A 17,954-nucleotide genomic window follows, 5' to 3' on the forward strand; every position below is an offset into this window, starting at 1 on the left:
TATTCCCAATATGGTGATTATTAAATTAAAGGGAAGCTCTTTGCAGGCGTAACTAACAGAAATTGAGAATTAAAGAATAGAAGAAAAATAATTATGAAAAATCATACAAAAATACATTTCTTCATAATCGTTAATTTACACCGGTCTATAAATTAACAGAAATGGTGTAAAGCAAAAAGACCGCTTAATAGCAGTCTTTTTTATATTTTATAAGTAATTATTATACTTTTTCTACTTGCATGTAGCTTAGTTCCATTGGAGTTTTTCTCCCGAAGATCAATACAGAAACTTCAATTTTCTTTTTGTCTTCAAGAATCTTCTCAACTGTACCATTGAATCCGTTGAAAGGACCATCGATCACTTTAACGTTTTCACCTACTACATAAGGAATCTCAACATCGCTTGCAAATTCTGAAAGTTCATCCATTCTTCCAAGCATTCTGTTAACCTCTGATTTTCTCATTGGAACAGGATCACCACCTTTTGTCAAACTTAAGAAAGAAATAACTCCAGGAATATTCTTAATAGCGTGAGGAATCTCTCCCATCAGGTCAGCTTCAATCATCAAGTAGCCAGGATAGTAAGGTCTCTCTTTAGGAACTTTTTTACCGTTTCTAATTTGGATCACCTTTTCCATAGGAATAACCACTTGAGTAACGTACTGTTCAAACCCTAGACGTTTGATTTCTGTCTCAATATAGTTTTTCACTTTATTTTCCTGTCCGCTGATAGCTTTCAGCACATACCATTTCAATTCGCTCATTATGGAAAATACTTAATTATTAATTGAACAAGTTGATTAGCATTCCTATTATGTTGCTGATTGCTTTTGAAAACAATTCATCAACTCCAAAGGTAAATAAAGCCAGAATAACTGTCGCAATAGTCACTACAATTGTAGAAGACTGTAGGTCAGCCCATTTTGGCCATTCAACTTTATGTCTGAATTCGTTATAAGAACCTTTTAAAAAATCGACAAATGAACTCATAATTTATATTTGCACGGGCACAAGGATTCGAACCCTGATCAACGGTTTTGGAGACCGGTATCCTACCATTGGACGATGCCCGTAGATTAAAAGCTCCGTAAAGAAATTCCTTACGGAAGCTTTTTATATTTTTAAGATGATTAGTCTATGATTTCAGTAACCTGACCTGAACCAACTGTTCTACCTCCTTCTCTGATCGCAAATCTAAGACCTACGTTAAGAGCGATTGGTTGTAACAATTCTACAGTGATCTCTAAGTTATCACCAGGCATTACCATTTCTACACCTTCTGGTAAGAAGATCTCACCTGTAACGTCAGTAGTTCTTACGTAGAACTGAGGACGGTACTTGTTGTGGAATGGAGTGTGACGTCCACCTTCTTCTTTAGAAAGGATATAAACAGAAGCTTTGAATTTCTTGTGTGGCTTAACTGAATCTTTCTTAGCGATAACCATACCTCTCTTGATGTCAGTTTTTTCAATACCTCTCAACAATAGACCTACGTTATCTCCAGCTTCACCTCTATCTAGGATCTTTCTGAACATCTCAACTCCTGTAATAGTAGAAGTTAATTTTTCATCACCCATACCTACGATATCAACTGGATCACCAGTGTTGATAACACCAGCCTCGATTCTACCAGTTGCTACAGTACCTCTACCTGTAATAGAGAATACGTCTTCGATTGGCATCAAGAATGGCTTATCAGTATCTCTTGGTGGTTGCTCGATCCAAGTATCAACAGCATCCATTAATTCTTCTACGCTTTTGAACCACTTATCTTCTGTGTTAGCAGGAGATGCAGTAGCAGCTGTAAGAGCACCTAGAGCAGAACCTTGAATTACTGGAGAGTTATCTCCGTCAAATTCGTAAGTAGACAATAAGTCTCTAAGTTCCATTTCAACAAGCTCTAACAACTCAGGATCGTCTACCATGTCAACTTTGTTCATGAAAACAACGATTCTAGGTACGTTTACCTGACGGCAAAGTAGGATATGTTCTCTAGTCTGAGGCATAGGACCGTCAGTTGCAGCACATACTACGATAGCTCCATCCATCTGAGCAGCACCTGTTACCATGTTCTTAACATAGTCGGCGTGACCTGGACAGTCAACGTGAGCATAATGTCTTTTTTCAGTTTCGTATTCGATGTGAGCAGTATTGATAGTAATACCTCTTTCTTTTTCTTCTGGAGCAGAGTCAATTGCAGAGAAGTCTTTTTTCTCAGCAAGACCTTTGCTAGCTAATACAGCAGAAATAGCAGCTGTAAGAGTAGTTTTACCATGGTCAACGTGACCAATAGTACCAATGTTCAAGTGTGGTTTGTTACGATTAAACGTTTCCTTTGCCATGATTTAAAATTATTTATTTATTGTTTTTCAAATTTTCGGTGTGCAAATATAATGAATTTTTAAATACCAAAAACTTTTTATTAAAAAAACTTTCAATATTCTCATCCAGTGAAGGACAAACCTTATATTTCAACGTATTGAGACTGCAAATTTACACATTTTTCCGGATTGAAAAAAATCATTAGAAACGTTTTATTAAAAAATATAAACTATCTAGCTAATTATGAATATAATAAGCGATAAAAAAATATTCAGACAATCCTTATATTCTTAAATCCATCTTGCTTTTTTTCTCGTAGATATAGTAACAACTAAAATTAATATTATGAGAAAACTATTACACATGTGTTTGGCTTTGTTCACGATTGCAGCACTATTTTCATGTGACAATTCAGATGAAAACCCTATGTCAGAGAACATGCCTCAGGGTCCGGATCTTATGGTATATGGAATAACAGCCATGAATGAACTTGTTTATTTTAATTCCAACAATCCGAAAGCCTTCACTTCAAAAACAATTGTAACAGGTGTTCCTTCGGGAGAAAAATTGTTAAGTATAGATTTCAGACCTGCCACAGGAGAATTGTATGCAGTATCAAATGCCAGTAAATTATATATAATCAATACCACCAATGCTTCAGCAAGAGCTGTAAGCACAACAGCGTTTGCTCCTTTGATTTCCGGAACAATTGCTTCTATTGATTTCAATCCTGCCGTTGATAGAATCCGTTTGGTAAGCAATACTGGTCAAAATCTACGTCTGCATCCGGAAACAGGTGCTGTTGCAGCTACTGATTCTAATATTAATGGAACAGGGAATCCCTCTATAACAGGGATAGCTTATACCAACAGTAAAGCAGGTGCTACTACAACTATTTTATATGACATTGATCCGGCATTAGGAAAATTATATAAACAAGACCCTCCCAATAATGGCAGTTTAATAGAGGTAGGGAACCTGGGAACTACTTTTACCGGACAAGCTTCTTTTGATATTAAATTTGATAACAATACTGCATTGTTAGCTTTCAATGATAAACTACATATTCTGGATCTGAATAATGGAAAAGCAACTTCAATAGGTTCTCTTCAACAGGCAATTATTGATCTGGCGATTCCTACAGAACCGGTAGCCTATGCTGTTGACAATTCAAATAATCTTCAGATTTTCAATCCCAACAGCCCGATGCCTGTTTCCAAAACAATAGCAGGGTTACAAAGCGGTGAAAATATTTTAGGAATAGATTTCCGTCCTGTAAATGGACAATTGTATGCATTGGGAAGCTCAAGCAGAATCTACACTATCAATTTGGGCACAGGTGCCGCTACTGCTGTGGGAGCATCTCCATTTTCTACCTTACTTTCCGGCACGGATTTCGGATTTGACTTCAATCCAACAGTTGACAGAATAAGAGTAGTAAGCAATACAGGACAAAATCTCCGTCTCAATCCTAATGATGGAACAATTGCTGCTGCAGATCTTACACTGAATCCTGGAACTCCCATGATAAGCGCAGCTGCTTATACCAACAACTTTGCCGGAGCTACCTCAACAACCTTATTTGTGATTGATCATAATACGGATAAATTATATCAGCAAAACCCTCCTAACAATGGAACTTTAGTAGAAACAGGTTCTCTAGGAATTAATATTACCAATGCTAATGGTTTTGATATTGGAAGTATGAGCCAAAAAGCATATTTAATGGCATCAGTAGGTTCCTCTACAAAAATTTATACCATTAATACAACAACAGGAGCTGCTACATCAGTCTCTGATTACCCTAATTCTGTAAAAGCTTTTACAGTAGGGCTAGGATTTTAAGCTCATCCTATTTTATTTCAATAATGGAGCAGCGCGGAAAACTTTGTTTTCCGCGCTGCTGACTAATATAAATGAAAGATAATTTAAATATTACCGAGCTTTTTTGTTCTGTTGAAGATCCAGAAGATAATTGGGAAAATAAGCAGGGTAAGCACTGTTGCAGTAATCAGTCCTCCGATAATGACAATTGCCAGAGGTTTCTGGGATTCTGATCCGATCCCTGTAGACAATGCCGCCGGCATAAGCCCGATGGAAGCCATGAGTGCTGTCATAATAACAGGTCTGGTTCTGGATTTCACTCCATTTAAGATGGCGGTGTCTATATCCATCCCATCTTTAACATTCTGATGGAATTCTGTAATAAGAATCACCCCGTTCTGGATACAAATTCCCAGAAGGGCAATCATCCCTACCCCGGCAGAGATTCCAAAGTTGATTCCGGTAACATGCAATGCAATAATTCCTCCTATTAAAGCAAAAGGAACATTCGCTAATACCAGAAGAGAATCTTTCATATTTCCAAACAGAATAAACAAAAGGAAGAAAATCATCAGGATACTCACTGGTACTACCTGCGCTAATCGGTGCGAGGCGCGCTGCTGATTTTCAAACTGGCCCGTCCATCCTACAGAATAGCCGTCCGGAAGTTCAATCGTTTCTACCTTTTTCTGGGCATCCGCAATAGTACTTCCCAAATCTCTGTCACGAATTGAAAATTTAACGCCAATATATCGTTTGATATTGTCTCTGTAAATAAATGCGGCTCCGTTATCTTTAACGATGGTACTTATTTCTTTTAAAGGAATTTTTGCTCCATCCTGTGTAGGCACCATCAGAGCTGCAATATCATTTTCATTGGTTCTGTATTCCTGAGAATAACGAAGACGGATCGGAAACTTCCTTTCTCCATCAAACATTTCTGAAGCCGTTTTTCCACCAAAAGCCATTTCCAGTACTGCCTGTGCATCTGCCGGCATTACTCCGTAAGCTGCCATTTTATCTCTGTCAAGTACTACGCTTACTTCCGGCTGCCCGATATTTTTAATAATTCCGGGATCTTTTACTCCGTTTACATCTTTAATCTTCAATAAAACCTCATTGGCTAGCTTGTCCAGGGTTTCCAGATTATCACCATAAATTTTAATTCCATTTTCTGCTTTAAAACCTGCTACGGCTTCTGCTACGTTATCCGAAATCGGCTGGGAATAGTTAAATGTAATTCCCTGATAACTTCTGAGTTTTTTGTCTATTTCGTTGATTAATTCGTCATAAGTGATCTTACGTTTCCATTCTTCTCTTGGTTTAAGATTCACAGCAAACTGTACGAATCCAAATCCATTAGGGTCTGTTCCGTCATTACTTCTTCCTGTCTGTGCGAGAACATCTGTTACTTCGGAAAAGCTCATAATGTCTTTCTTTAAAAGATCTGCTGTTTTCAAAGATTCTTTTAACGAGGAACTCATTGGCATTTCTGCGGTGATCCATAATGAACCTTCATTCAACTGTGGCAGGAATTCTGTTCCTAAAAATTTTCCGGAGAATAAAGTCAAAGCCAGAAAGGAAATCGCCACGATCATACTCGTTTTTTTATGCTTAAATGTTAGATTAAAGCCTTTCAAAACAATTCTGTCCCAGAAATTAACAAACGGGTTATTTTTTTCTCTTACATTTTTATTCAAAAGAATATGGGAAAGAACAGGAACCAGTGTCAGCGTAAATATCAAGGCTCCTATTAGTGCAAATCCCAACGTAAAAGCCAAAGGAGAGAACATTTTTCCTTCCACTTTCTGGAATGAGAAAATAGGAATCAGGGACGTAATGATAATTAATTTTGAAAAGAATATTGCTTTTCCTAATCCGGTACCGGTTTGTTTGATCCAGCCTCCTTTTGCCAGCTTATTAAATTTCTCGGTACCGTACCGTTTCGCTTTATGATCCAGCATCACGAAGAGGCCTTCTACCATGACGACGGCTCCGTCAATGATAATCCCAAAGTCTACGGCTCCCAGCGAAAGCAGGTTGGCACTCATTCCGGCCAGTTTTAAACATAAAAATGCAAACAGTAAAGATAAAGGAATGATGATGGAAACAATCAAAGTTGTCCTCCAGTCTGCCATAAAGATGAGTACAATTACGGTTACCAATACAATTCCTTCAATAAGGTTGTGCATCACGGTATGAGTAGTAAAGTCCATCAGATTATCACGGTCGTAGAAAGTAACCATTTTGACATCTTTTGGAAGTATTTTTTCGTTAAGCTCTTTAATTTTTGCCTTTACTCCCACCAAAACTTCTCTTGGATTCTCTCCTTTTCTCATGACAACGATTCCTTCCACGGTATCATCATGATGATTCAGGGCAGCCTGTCCTACCCTGGGCATGGAGCTTTCATGAACTTCTGCTACATTTTTCACCAAAACAGGGTTTCCACTGTCATTCTGAATGGTAATATTTCCAATATCAGCCACTGATTTCACTAATCCTATTCCTCTTACTACATAGGCCTGCCCATTTTTTTCAATGACATCACCTCCTACATTCAGATTGCTTTTGGTGACCGCATCATATACCTGAAGCGGAGTAAGATTATATTTATCCAAGGCTCTGGGATCGATACTCAGTTCAAAAACTTTATCCTGTCCTCCAAAAACATTGATATCAGCAACACCGGGAACCCCTCTTAAAGAACGGTCTATCACCCAGTTTTGCAGGGTAAGCAATGCCCGGGAATCTTTTGTTTTACTTTCCAGCGTATATCTGAAAATCTCTCCGGTAGGCCCGTAGGGTGGCTGTACTTCAGGGTCTACCTCATCAGGAAGGCTAATGGTTCTTAATTGGTTATTAACCTGATTTCTGGCAAAAGTATCATCCACCCCGTCGTCAAACAGAATTTTAACAATGGAAAGCCCAAACATGGTGGTACTTCTCACACTTGTTTTTTTCTGAACCGGGCTCATCGCCAATTCGATGGGTGTAGTGACAAAACGTTCTACTTCTTCTGCACTACGCCCATTCCATTGGGTAATGATGACAATCTGGGTATTGGTTACATCCGGAAAAGCTTCAATAGGCATATTTTTAAAACTTATAAAACCGGAGATGGCTAAAATCGCAACCCAGATAAAGGTAAATGCTTTATTTTTTAATGAAAAAGCAATTATATTTTTAATGAATTTATTCATGATAGATAAATTGATGACCTAAAAAAGCCGTTAAAGAAAAACATAGATATTCTTAATGGTTTAATAAGACTAGCTGTTCAGCGAGCGGTATATCAGCAGCTGGTTGTTGGTTATCACTTCTTCCCCTTCTTTCAGACCGTCTGCAATATAGGTAACGTCACCTACCTGTTTTAATACTTTTATCTCTCGGATTTTCACATCTGTTCTGGATTTAAAAATCACGACAAAGCTTTTATTATCATCAAAAATCACAGCTTTGGAAGGGATCGCCAAGGTGGTACTGCTTTCAAGGCTGGAAACTTTTATAGTGGCTTTACTATCGGGAATTAGCAATCCGTTGGCATTATCCAGGACAACTCTTGCCTGCATAGCATTGGTCTGCGGATCAATAATTTTGAATATTTTATCAATTTTCCCGTCAAAAACTTTATCCGGATAAGAGAGAGTGGATACCTGAGCCTTCATTCCAAGACTGATCTTATCAATATCAGATTCGTTCACATTCATGATTGCCCAAACATTGGTGGTATTGGCAACATCAAAAATATTATCACTTCTGTCACTTCTCAGCTGCATGTCTTTATTGATACTTTTCTGAACAATATAACCGTTGATGGGTGCTACTACACTGTATATATTTCCGGTTTTCACATTATAAACCGTACTTACTGCAGCAGCTCTCTGCAATTGGTCTTCTGCTTTTTGAAGTTGGCTTTTAGCTTCCAGAACATCTCTTTCTGTATTTAGTTTTCCTTCGTACAACTCTTTGGCAACGCGAAGATTATTTTTTGCTACTACCAGATCTGTTTTGGCATCGCTTACATCCTTTTGAATTTCTGCAAGCTCAGTACTTCTGATCGTTGCCAGCACCTGCCCTTTTCTTACGTAGTCTCCCAGTTCAACATTTACCCTCATCACATTTCCTCCTACCAGCGGGTAAACATCTATATAACTGTTTTTGTCGGCAGAGATTTTTCCGTAAAAGCTATATTCATCTTCTATATTCTTTCTCTCAACTTTTGCAAGGGAAATAGAACTCAACATTGTGTTGCTAAGCTCAAATCCTTTTTTAGCGTGAATATTTTTCTCTTCCTCTTTTTTTGAACAGGCCAATAATGAAACGACCATCAATGCGGGGATAATATATGTTTTCATGATTTTAATAGAAGATTTTCGTTTGTATGAGTTGATTAAGCTGCTCCGCAGATTGCATGATTTCATTTTTCATATCATAGATCTGAAGAGCTGTTTCTCGGTAACTATCCATAAAGTCCGTGAATTCAATCAGGTTGACATTTCCTTTTCTGAAATTGTTCAGCATTCCGTTGTAGACAAGTTCCATATTCTGAAGATCCGTAGTTTTCACATCCAGAAGCTGGTCATACTGAGCTTTCCATGTTTTATAAGCAGACTGAACTTTCGTTTCAAGAGTCAGTTTCTGAAAATCTGCATTTTTCTGGTTCTGCTGAATGGCATAATTTGCTTTTACCACATTACCCTGATTTGCTTTCCATAATGGCAAAGGAATTCCCAATGTCAGATTCGCTTCATTATTAAAAGTTCCGCCTGCCTGGTCCCATGCAGCACCTACAGTAACATCCGGTACATTCATTGATTTCTGCCACTGGGCATACAGCTTACTGTTATCAATAAGTTTTAAATTGTATCTGTAATCTGCATTATTTTCCAGAGCTTTACTTTTCAGTTCTTCTTCATCACCAAAAGGCTGGGCTGCCAGCGCATCTTTAGCTTCAGTTTCAGACATCACAGGCTCTATCTCTTCCGAAGTTCCTGTCAAAACTTTTAGATTCTGTTCAAAATCAAGGATATTTTTATTGATTTCCAGTTTATCATGATTCAGCTGGATCACAATACTCTGTAGTCTTACAGCATCTTTAAGGGAAACATTTCCTTTTGCTGATTGTGCACGATAGGCATTTAAAAGATCATTCATATACCCCAGCTGCCTGTTGGTATTCTCCAGTTTCAGTTTTTCATAGTAAAGGTTGAAATAGGCAGAACGGAGCTGAGATCTTAGATCCACCAGCAATTGTGAAAACTGAAGCTGGGCAAGCTCTTTATTGGATTTGGCAAAAGCAATTTCGTTTTTCTTTTTGCCTCCCATATAAATCAATTGAGTAATGCCTGCTCCTTTGGAATGTCCTACATCAAAAAACTTTTTATCCTGAGGGTTGTAAGCATTAAACTGTCCGCTTAATTGAGGTAATTCCCAGATTTTAGCCTGCAGAATATCCGCATCAGCCATATTGATGTTATATTGTTCGGCGAGCAGCTGGAGGTTGTTCTTCTGAAAGGCTTCTTCGCATTCCAAAAGAGACATCTGCTGTTGTGCTGCCATGAATGAGGAAATGGCGAGGCACAGCACTGCAATTCTGTTCATTATTTTTCTTTTTAAAATACAAAATTGCTTTGATGCGATTAAAAGATACTTAAATGACGCTTAAAAAAATATTAACATGGGCTTAAACAGGACGTTTATGGTAAAAATCGGCAGATGAAAATAATATATTTTTCTCCAATCATTGAATTTTATAGTAAAAAACTTAATCCAGAGTTTAACAAAAAAGCAATCGTTTTCGTAACCAGTTGCCTTTAATTGTATTTTTTAAAAAATAATGTAAACTTATTCATGCAATCCTCAGGTGAAGAGTACTTAATATCTGCATCGTGGTATTCCAGGATTCTTTTGACAATTCTAAGACCTAACCCGGATCCTGCTATATTCTGAGCATTATTTCCTCGCGTAAAAGCTTCAAACAATTTAGCTTGTTCTTCTTCGGGAATTGTATTTCCATGGGAAATGACTTCTACAAAAAGATTGTCATTCGTTTCAGTTATTAATACGTTTACTTCAGTATTGTCCGAATATACAGCCGCATTTTTAAAGAGATTAATAAAGACAATCACCAATAGTGATTGAATTCCTTTGATCATCAGAAAAGCATTCTCAGAATTATCTTCATTAATCAGGAAGTCCAGCTTAAGTTGTGGATAACTTTTCTCTACCGCTTCAAAGGCTTCGAAAATAACTTCATCAATCCTTACTTCCTCATAAATACTCTGAATATTTTCTTTATCAAATTTCGTAAGCAGTAAAAGTGAATTCGTAAGATCCGATAGCTGGTATACATCCCGCTGAATCTGTTTTAGAGAAGAAAGGGTTTCCGGGGAATGTTCCTCAAATTTAATCAGATTCTCCAGCTGAAACGCCATTCTTGTTATAGGTGTTCTGATCTCATGGGAAGCACTTGCCGTAAAATCCTTTTGCGACTGAAATACATCATCCAGCCTTCCGATCATCGTATTAAAAGATTTTGCAAGAACACTTACTTCATCATTGGATTGTTCCACAGGAATCTGTGTGGTTAGTTTGTGAGCCGTAACTTCAGAAATTTCTTTATTCAGGTCTTCCAGCGGACGTAGAAACTTTTCTACAAAATAATAACTGAAAAAACCAATAAGCATGGTGCTCATCACATAAGCCGTGATCAAAAGATATTTAAGATATCCCAACTTGGATTTCCCGTTGGTATCAAAGGCACTCGTAAGAATATAATAGTTTTCCCCATTAATGTTTCTGAGCGCAGCATAGATCTCCGGAACCGTCTTTTCTGTATAGATAATCTTTTTCTTATCCAACTCTTTAAGCATTGCACTGTCCCAGATGACATTCCGGTCTTTGATGGTACTGTAGATCAATTCTTTTTTTTCGTTGAAAATTAAAATCTTTTCATTCAAAAGAATATTGTCAGAGTTTTCATTGAAAAAAACGGGAGCTTCCTCTTCAAAGTCTTTAGATTTTGAGATGAAATGAGACGTAAACTCAAGCCTCTGCCTGAATCGTTCTTTAAACTCATCCCTTCTGAAATCATTAAAAGATAAATAAATTACCGCCATCACCATTCCAAAAAGCAATGAAAAGGCGATACTGATCGTTAAAGCTATCTTCCTTTTTAAAGACATTTATAATGGGCTTAGGTAGTATCCGAAACCTGAACGGGTATGGATGAGTTTTATTTTAAAATCTTTATCAATTTTTTTCCTCAGGAAATTGATATAAACTTCTACCGTGTTGGTATTGGTATTAAAATTATGTTCCCAGACATGTTCTGTGATCTGCTGCTTGGAAACGGTTCTTCCCTGCGCTTCCGCAAGATAAACCAACAGCTGAAATTCTTTTAGGGTAAGGGTGATTTCATTTCCTCCACGATACACTTTCTGTTCTGTTTTATTAATGATAAGATCATCAATTCTGAGAATATCCTGATCTGAATTATCAGAAGGAGCTTTTCGTCTCAGCAGTGAATTGATTCTTAAAAGAAGTTCTTCAAACTGGAAAGGCTTTACAAGATAATCATCTGCCAGCCTGGTGAAGGCATCTTTTTTATCAGAGATATCTCCGTACGCCGAAATGATAATGATTGGGGTATTTTTATCAAAAGAACGGATCGTCTGGCATACATCAAGTCCATTTATTTTAGGAACATTAATATCCAGCAGATACAAATCGTAAGTATTGTTTTTTATCTGGCGAAGAAAAGTCTCTCCGTCATAGATCTTATCACAGTTAAAATTATTTGATTCTAAAAATCTGCAAAGTTCTGCAGACAGAATGAGATCATCTTCCAATAAAAGAATATTCATCAAAAATTTATTTTACACGAATTTAACGAAAATTTTACGATTGTGATTCTAAAGGTGAAGTAAAAGTTTTCATGACCGCCAATATATATTCCTTACAGATCAAAAAAACTTATGAAAGATTGGAGTCACATTATTTTGGAAGTTATCTAAACAGATGCTTAACGGTAAAATGCCCAGATCAACAAATGAATTTCTTTTGAGTGTAAAAATTGGGTAAAAAAAAATCCCGAAGAAATTCGGGAAAATCGAGAGCCAACTACGGGACTTGAACCCGTGACCTCTTCCTTACCAAGGAAGCACTCTACCGCTGAGCTAAGTCGGCATCAACTAAAAAAATCATACTGAGTAGCATGATTTTTTGTTGAGCGGAAGACGGGGGTCGAACCCGCGACATTCAGCTTGGAAGGCTGACGCTCTACCAACTGAGCTACTTCCGCAATTTTGTTTCCAAAATTATTGGTAAACGCTGTGCAAAACTAAGAAAACTTATTTAATCTTGCAAGTTTTTTATTAATATAAAATGTGGGGAGAGCAGGATTCGAACCTACGAAGCCGAAGCAACTGAGTTACAGTCAGTCCCATTTAGCCACTCTGGAATCTCCCCAGATATTTTATATTAAAATGAGCCTCCAGAGGGATTCGAACCCACGACCCCGAGATTACAAATCACGTGCTCTGGCCAACTGAGCTATGGAGGCATTTTAATAAAAGACTGAAAGTGATTGAGAAACTCTACTCTACACGTTTCAGTGTTAAAAAAAATCACTTTTATTGTGTGATTTTATTGAGCGGAAGACGGGGGTCGAACCCGCGACATTCAGCTTGGAAGGCTGACGCTCTACCAACTGAGCTACTTCCGCAATTTTGTTTCCAAAACCATTGGTAAACGCTGTGCAAAACTAAGAAAACTTATTTAATCTTGCAAGTTTTTTTTATAAAAATATAAAGTGGGGAGAGCAGGATTCGAACCTACGAAGCCGAAGCAACTGAGTTACAGTCAGTCCCATTTAGCCACTCTGGAATCTCCCCAAAAAGTTTATATTTTATGAGCCTCCAGAGGGATTCGAACCCACGACCCCGAGATTACAAATCACGTGCTCTGGCCAACTGAGCTATGGAGGCAAATATAAAAAAGAATTCAAAAGATCGCTGTTCCTTTTTTGCGAGTGCAAATATAGAACGGATTTTTTGAATTCTCAAATATTTTATAAACTTTTTTTAACTTTTTTTCCTATGCCATTTCTTTTTTCTTGATTAATAGCTTTTTAGCTGTATCAACACAAAGGTCCAAACTTTCTTCAAAACTCGCAGATGTCTTCTTTACTACGATATCGTCTCCCGGAACCGCCAAAATAATCTCAGCTGTTTTATTCGCTTTATCAGCGTTATTTTCTACTTTTAAAAATACCTTACAATCTTGAATTTTGTCATAAAAGGTATCCAATTTGCTTACTTTTTTGTCGATGTGTGACTCTAGTGGTTCGTGTGGTGTTAAACCAATTGATTGAACTGAAATCTTCATAATTCTTCTTTTTTTGATGCTCGAGGATGAGCCTGATTAAACACTTTTTTCAATTGTTCAATATTAGCATTCGTATAGACTTGAGTACTGGCAAGACTGGAATGCCCTAATATTTTTTTCACTTTGGAGATCTCCGCCCCATTATCCAAAACGTGTGTAGCAAAGCTATGCCGAAGGATATGAGGACTTCTTTTTTCTTTCGTTGTTACAAGACTAAGGTACTTATTAACTACCACATAAACAAATTTTTCGTTGAGTTTTTTCCCTTTCTTATTGACGAAAAAATATGATTTAAATTCTGTCTGTGGATTTCTTATTTCCAGATAACTTTTAAGGAGTTCAGACAATTCGTTGGAAATAGGGATTACTCTTTGCTTATTCCCCTTTCCTATTACTTTTAATTCATTTCCATATAAGTCAACATTCTCAAATATCAGGCCACAAAGTTCGGCTTTACGCATTCCGGTCTGATAAAGAACCTCCATAATGCATTCTTCAAGCAGATCATGCACCTGTTGGAAGATTCTTTCATTAAGGTCTGTCATTTCCTCTTTAGATATAGGAATCTGTTTTTCAGCATAAAACTTCAGAGAAGAGATTCCTTCTGTTGGGGAAACTTTAATTTCTCCTATTTTTAAAAGGAAAAGATAAAAACTGCGGAGAGAAGATAGTTTTCGATTGATACTTCTTTTGGAAATATTATTTTCGCTCAGTTCAACAATAAAATTTCTGATAATTTTCTTGTCTGCTTTGGCTAAATTGTCGGAAGATTCTGTTCGGAGAAAGAAATGGGAAAAGTCTTCAAGGTCTTTTTTGTAGCTTGTAATAGTATGAGGAGAATATCTTTTTTCGAATTGTAAGTATTCTAAAAACTTTTCCAGCATCATAGGTATAAAAATAAAAATTCACTCCTCAAATATAAGAATTTAAGAAGTGAATTAATATATGGTTAAGAAAAAATCTTAAGCCTGCTCTTCTTTGCTAAGCGCTCTTTGTTTGTAAGCAGCTTTTAACTTAGATTGTCTCAAAGTTACAGAAGGCTTGATAAAAGCTTGTCTAGATCTTAATTGACGAACAGTTCCTGTTTTATCAAATTTTCTCTTGTATTTTTTTAAAGCTCTGTCGATGGATTCACCATCTTTTACTGGAATTATTAACATATTTTACATCTCATTTTGGATTGCAAAACTAGGCAATTTTTCTTACAACACAAAATATATTACCATAAACAATCACTTCATTATCTAAAGTCATCTTAAAAACCTATTATTAAAAGCCATTAACTCATAATATTTATGTTATCCACAATGATTCAAAATTTAAATCTAAATGGCTTCAAATTGGTCATCATACACCATAATTTTCATTAAAATCGTTCATATTAATGAAATATAAACAAAAAGCATTATCTTTGCATTCACTTTATTCATGGGGTTGACTGGTTTCGACAGCAAGACCAATGGGTAAGTAAGCATGCAGAGAACCGTAGCGCGATCTCTATAATCCCTTGCTACAAAATTTTAACTGGCAACGAAGAGTTCGCTCTTGCAGCTTAATATCGAAGTATAGTAGATCAAGCGTTTTCCCGAAGATTTCAGTAGGGAAGCAAGATATTCCACAAATGCTCTGTTCTGCGGCGTTTGATTCTGGGATATAGGAATGCGGGAATAAGGCTTTAGAAGCTTTGGCTAAAGCTCGAAAAATTTAGAAGATAAGTTGGAAGTTGGGTGTCTATCCTCTGCTTTCAATCGAAAACCAATGTTAGAATAAGCATGTAGAAAGCTTATGTATTGCTTGTTTGGACGAGGGTTCGAATCCCTCCAACTCCACCAGGTGGGAAACCAAATTAATCTAAAAGCCTTTAAATCCTAGTATTTAAGGGCTTTTTTATTTTTTGAGTTATCAAAATATACCAAAGAAATACAAATCGAACGTGAGTCATTCGGTGAGTCGTCTTTAGGCAGCATTTTGACTCACCGAATTCTCATTAAACAGCTTATTCATCAGCCTGTTCAATGATTGAACATCTTGTAGGTTTAAAGGTTCAGCAATATTATTAACCTTTAAAATTAAAATGTTATGCAAACCTACAGCTTACTGTTTTATGCCAAAAAGGCAAAAAACAACCCTGAATTATCAACAATTTACATGAGAATCACTGTTGCCGGAAGACGAACGGAAATTTCAACAGGACAAACGGTAAAAACTCCTCAATGGAGTATAAAATTAGGAAAGGTATCAGGTAATAGTCCCAATGGTAAACAATTAAACTCCTTACTGGAAAGCTTCAGAGCTAAATTATTTGAATGCTATAATTCCTTGTATAACGAAGGCAAAGAGATAACTTGTGAAAATCTTCGAAATAAATATTTAGGAATTGAAGAAAAAAAAGTTACTCTTATTGAAGCTTTTAAAGATCACAACTCAAAGGTAAAGGAACTTATAGATAGAGAATTTTCTAAAGGAACGTGGAAACGGTATGAAACATCATTACGACATACTCAGGCATTTTTGAAATGGAAATTTAATCTCAGTGATATTGATGTCCGTCATATTAATCCCGGATTCGTTGCAGATTATGAGTTTTACCTACGTACTGTTAGAAACTGCTCCAATAATTCTGCTGTAAAATACATTAGAAATTTTCAAAAAATAATCAATATTTGTCTCAACAATGAATGGATTAGCAAAAACCCCTTTATAGGTTATAAATCTAAAATAGAAAGCGTAGATGTCAGATTCTTAACTGATATTCAGCTACAAAAAATCCGTGAAAAGAATTTTAATTCTGACAGATTAAGAGTAGTCCGTGATATTTTCGTATTCTGCTGTTTTACTGGTTTAGCCTATATTGATGCCAAGAATCTTACTAGAGATAAAATAACAAAAGGAATTGATACAGGGTTATGGATAAAAACTAAAAGGGTTAAAACAAAGGTCGAAGCCAGTATACCCCTGCTACCAGAAGCACAGGAAATTTTAAGTAGATATGAAAATCATCCGAAATGTGTAAATGAAAATACTGTTTTACCGGTACTAAGCAATCAAAAGATGAATGGGTATTTAAAAGAGATTGGAGACTTATGTGAAATTGATTTTGATATTACTTTTCACACGGCAAGACATACATTTGCTACTACGGTTACCCTCAATAATGGTGTACCTTTAGAGACCGTAAGTAAAATGCTTGGTCATGCCAACATTCGAATGACGCAGCATTATGCTAAAATACAAGATAAAAAAATTGGAGAGGATATGCTGGTATTAAAAAAAATATTGATAAAAGAAAAAAAAGAAGTGTGTTGAAGATGTAAACCATAGTACTGCCACTCTTCCTCCAATTGCAATAAAAGCATTTAAATTGGAAGAAACACTTTTCCACAAAGTGTGTAAGCTAAAAAGTTAGGCTTGGATTTTCATAATCTGAGTCCTTTTTTATTTTAAAGTTTTCAGGAAAAAGTTGTATTGGTTGAATACTAAATTTTATAAGGAAAATCAAAAGATTAAAATGACTGATAAGTAAACAGTGTTTATCGTCTTTTTTTATTTTCTTTTTAAATGTGTTTCCTTTTTTTTGAACAGATTACTATGGTCAATTTTTCAAGATTCTACACTTTAGCTCATCACAAATACACAAGGGATATTACTTGTATAAACGCAGCGTTATCAGACTAATATTAAGCTGATAACATTCCATTCAAATTAATGAACGATGAGTCATATCGATGGATGCCTAAAATGCAATGGTAACAACAGAATAATTATCTTGTGCCTCTTTGAGAAATTGGCTTTCTAGTTCTTGCAAGCCATTTCCTTTCTTAATATATTCAAGTATCTGTTCGACAGAAATAGTATTATGCACCCCATCTGAACAAATAATAAAAATGTCATCTTCTGAAAACCGGATGGACTGATATCCGATACTAGATTCAGAAGGTTTTCCTGATATAGATCTAGTTACGATATGTTTATATCGCTCTAAAGATTTCTCTTCTTTTATGCTGTCGGATTCTAATAGGCTATTTATTAGTGTATGACTCTTGGTCTGAAACAAAACTTTATCCTTACTTACTAGGTAAACCATTACGTCTCCAACCCAAAAAAAATGGGAGATATTTTTATTTACAATAATACCGCCTATCGTAGCACCAGATTTAATATTATTTTTGATATTGAATTGTTTGATCGCCAAATTGGCTTTTTGAACAGCTTGCTGTATATTTTGTTCATTGATGTTGTCAGCATAATTGAGGAATGTAAAGATGTTCTCAGAAACAATCTTTGCAGCTTCATCTCCTCTATCATAACCACCCATACCGTCAGCAATAAGAAAAAAAGAAGCACCAGACTCTAACTTGTCAATGCAGATAAAATCTTGATTACTTTCTCTTTTTCCTGTTCCTGTTATCTGTTGCATTT

14 protein-coding genes, 8 tRNA genes and 1 other RNA gene are annotated in these 17,954 nt (G+C 36.2%); 3 read left to right on the forward strand and 20 right to left on the reverse strand.

Features of this window, described 5'->3' with window-relative positions; all coding sequences use genetic code 11:
- Positions 1-220: 220 nt before the first annotated feature.
- The 4 genes from nusG to tuf form a co-directional block, all read right to left on the reverse strand.
- Positions 221-763 carry a transcription termination/antitermination protein NusG gene (gene nusG / locus ACWPWS_RS18290; RefSeq protein WP_105681614.1) on the reverse strand — a complete coding sequence of 181 codons (543 nt, stop codon included), beginning with the start codon at positions 761-763 and terminating at the stop codon, positions 221-223.
- A 19-nt stretch (positions 764-782) separates the two neighbouring features.
- Positions 783-989 (reverse strand): preprotein translocase subunit SecE, encoded by a 207-nt coding sequence (gene secE / locus ACWPWS_RS18295; RefSeq protein WP_002976410.1) that lies wholly within the window; start codon positions 987-989, stop codon positions 783-785.
- Between the two features lie 12 nt (positions 990-1,001).
- A tRNA-Trp gene (locus tag ACWPWS_RS18300) sits at positions 1,002-1,072 on the reverse strand.
- A 57-nt stretch (positions 1,073-1,129) separates the two neighbouring features.
- Positions 1,130-2,341 (reverse strand): elongation factor Tu, encoded by a 1,212-nt coding sequence (gene tuf, locus ACWPWS_RS18305; RefSeq protein WP_105681615.1) that lies wholly within the window; start codon positions 2,339-2,341, stop codon positions 1,130-1,132.
- A 325-nt stretch (positions 2,342-2,666) separates the two neighbouring features.
- On the opposite strand from tuf, the gene ACWPWS_RS18310 reads away from it, so the two are divergent.
- Entirely contained in the window at positions 2,667-4,166 is a 1,500-nt protein-coding gene (locus tag ACWPWS_RS18310) for a DUF4394 domain-containing protein (protein WP_454047496.1), read from the forward strand.
- Between the two features lie 83 nt (positions 4,167-4,249).
- Here ACWPWS_RS18310 and ACWPWS_RS18315 read toward each other — a convergent pair whose 3' ends face one another.
- The 15 genes from ACWPWS_RS18315 to rpsU form a co-directional block, all read right to left on the reverse strand.
- Positions 4,250-7,348 (reverse strand): efflux RND transporter permease subunit, encoded by a 3,099-nt coding sequence (locus ACWPWS_RS18315; RefSeq protein WP_454047497.1) that lies wholly within the window; start codon positions 7,346-7,348, stop codon positions 4,250-4,252.
- Between the two features lie 69 nt (positions 7,349-7,417).
- Positions 7,418-8,503, reverse strand: a complete 1,086-nt coding sequence (locus ACWPWS_RS18320; protein WP_454047498.1) for an efflux RND transporter periplasmic adaptor subunit — start codon at positions 8,501-8,503, stop codon at positions 7,418-7,420.
- 4 nt (positions 8,504-8,507) lie between these two features.
- Complete coding sequence (locus ACWPWS_RS18325) at positions 8,508-9,749, reverse strand: TolC family protein (protein WP_105681619.1); 1,242 nt, start codon at positions 9,747-9,749, stop codon at positions 8,508-8,510.
- A 212-nt stretch (positions 9,750-9,961) separates the two neighbouring features.
- Positions 9,962-11,332 (reverse strand): ATP-binding protein, encoded by a 1,371-nt coding sequence (locus tag ACWPWS_RS18330; protein WP_454047499.1) that lies wholly within the window; start codon positions 11,330-11,332, stop codon positions 9,962-9,964.
- Positions 11,333-12,013 (reverse strand): response regulator transcription factor, encoded by a 681-nt coding sequence (locus ACWPWS_RS18335; protein ID WP_105681621.1) that lies wholly within the window; start codon positions 12,011-12,013, stop codon positions 11,333-11,335.
- 250 nt (positions 12,014-12,263) lie between these two features.
- Positions 12,264-12,335 (reverse strand) — tRNA-Thr (locus tag ACWPWS_RS18340).
- 42 nt (positions 12,336-12,377) lie between these two features.
- Positions 12,378-12,450 (reverse strand) — tRNA-Gly (locus tag ACWPWS_RS18345).
- Between the two features lie 86 nt (positions 12,451-12,536).
- Positions 12,537-12,617, reverse strand: a tRNA-Tyr gene (locus ACWPWS_RS18350).
- Between the two features lie 20 nt (positions 12,618-12,637).
- A tRNA-Thr gene (locus tag ACWPWS_RS18355) sits at positions 12,638-12,711 on the reverse strand.
- Between the two features lie 89 nt (positions 12,712-12,800).
- Positions 12,801-12,873: transfer RNA gene (locus tag ACWPWS_RS18360), tRNA-Gly, on the reverse strand.
- Positions 12,874-12,961: 88 nt separating this feature from the next.
- Positions 12,962-13,042: transfer RNA gene (locus tag ACWPWS_RS18365), tRNA-Tyr, on the reverse strand.
- A gap of 19 nt (positions 13,043-13,061) precedes the next feature.
- Positions 13,062-13,135: transfer RNA gene (locus tag ACWPWS_RS18370), tRNA-Thr, on the reverse strand.
- 109 nt (positions 13,136-13,244) lie between these two features.
- Positions 13,245-13,535, reverse strand: coding sequence for an HPF/RaiA family ribosome-associated protein (locus ACWPWS_RS18375; RefSeq protein ID WP_209786941.1), 291 nt, complete (start codon positions 13,533-13,535; stop codon positions 13,245-13,247).
- Entirely contained in the window at positions 13,532-14,419 is an 888-nt protein-coding gene (locus tag ACWPWS_RS18380; protein ID WP_454048202.1) for a tyrosine-type recombinase/integrase, read from the reverse strand. Before ACWPWS_RS18380 ends, ACWPWS_RS18375 begins: the two co-directional genes overlap by 4 nt.
- 78 nt (positions 14,420-14,497) lie before the next feature.
- Positions 14,498-14,695, reverse strand: a complete 198-nt coding sequence (rpsU, locus tag ACWPWS_RS18385) for a 30S ribosomal protein S21 (RefSeq protein WP_045501128.1) — start codon at positions 14,693-14,695, stop codon at positions 14,498-14,500.
- A 270-nt stretch (positions 14,696-14,965) separates the two neighbouring features.
- Here rpsU and ssrA point away from each other — a divergent pair.
- Positions 14,966-15,367: a transfer-messenger RNA gene (gene ssrA, locus ACWPWS_RS18390) on the forward strand.
- Positions 15,368-15,614: 247 nt separating this feature from the next.
- Positions 15,615-16,841 (forward strand): site-specific integrase, encoded by a 1,227-nt coding sequence (locus ACWPWS_RS18395; protein WP_098972089.1) that lies wholly within the window; start codon positions 15,615-15,617, stop codon positions 16,839-16,841.
- Positions 16,842-17,268: 427 nt separating this feature from the next.
- On the opposite strand, the gene ACWPWS_RS18400 is transcribed toward ACWPWS_RS18395, so the two are convergent.
- Entirely contained in the window at positions 17,269-17,952 is a 684-nt protein-coding gene (locus ACWPWS_RS18400; protein ID WP_185117690.1) for a PP2C family protein-serine/threonine phosphatase, read from the reverse strand.
- Positions 17,953-17,954: the final 2 nt, after the last annotated feature.

Source organism: Chryseobacterium sp. Marseille-Q8038 (assembly GCF_965111995.1).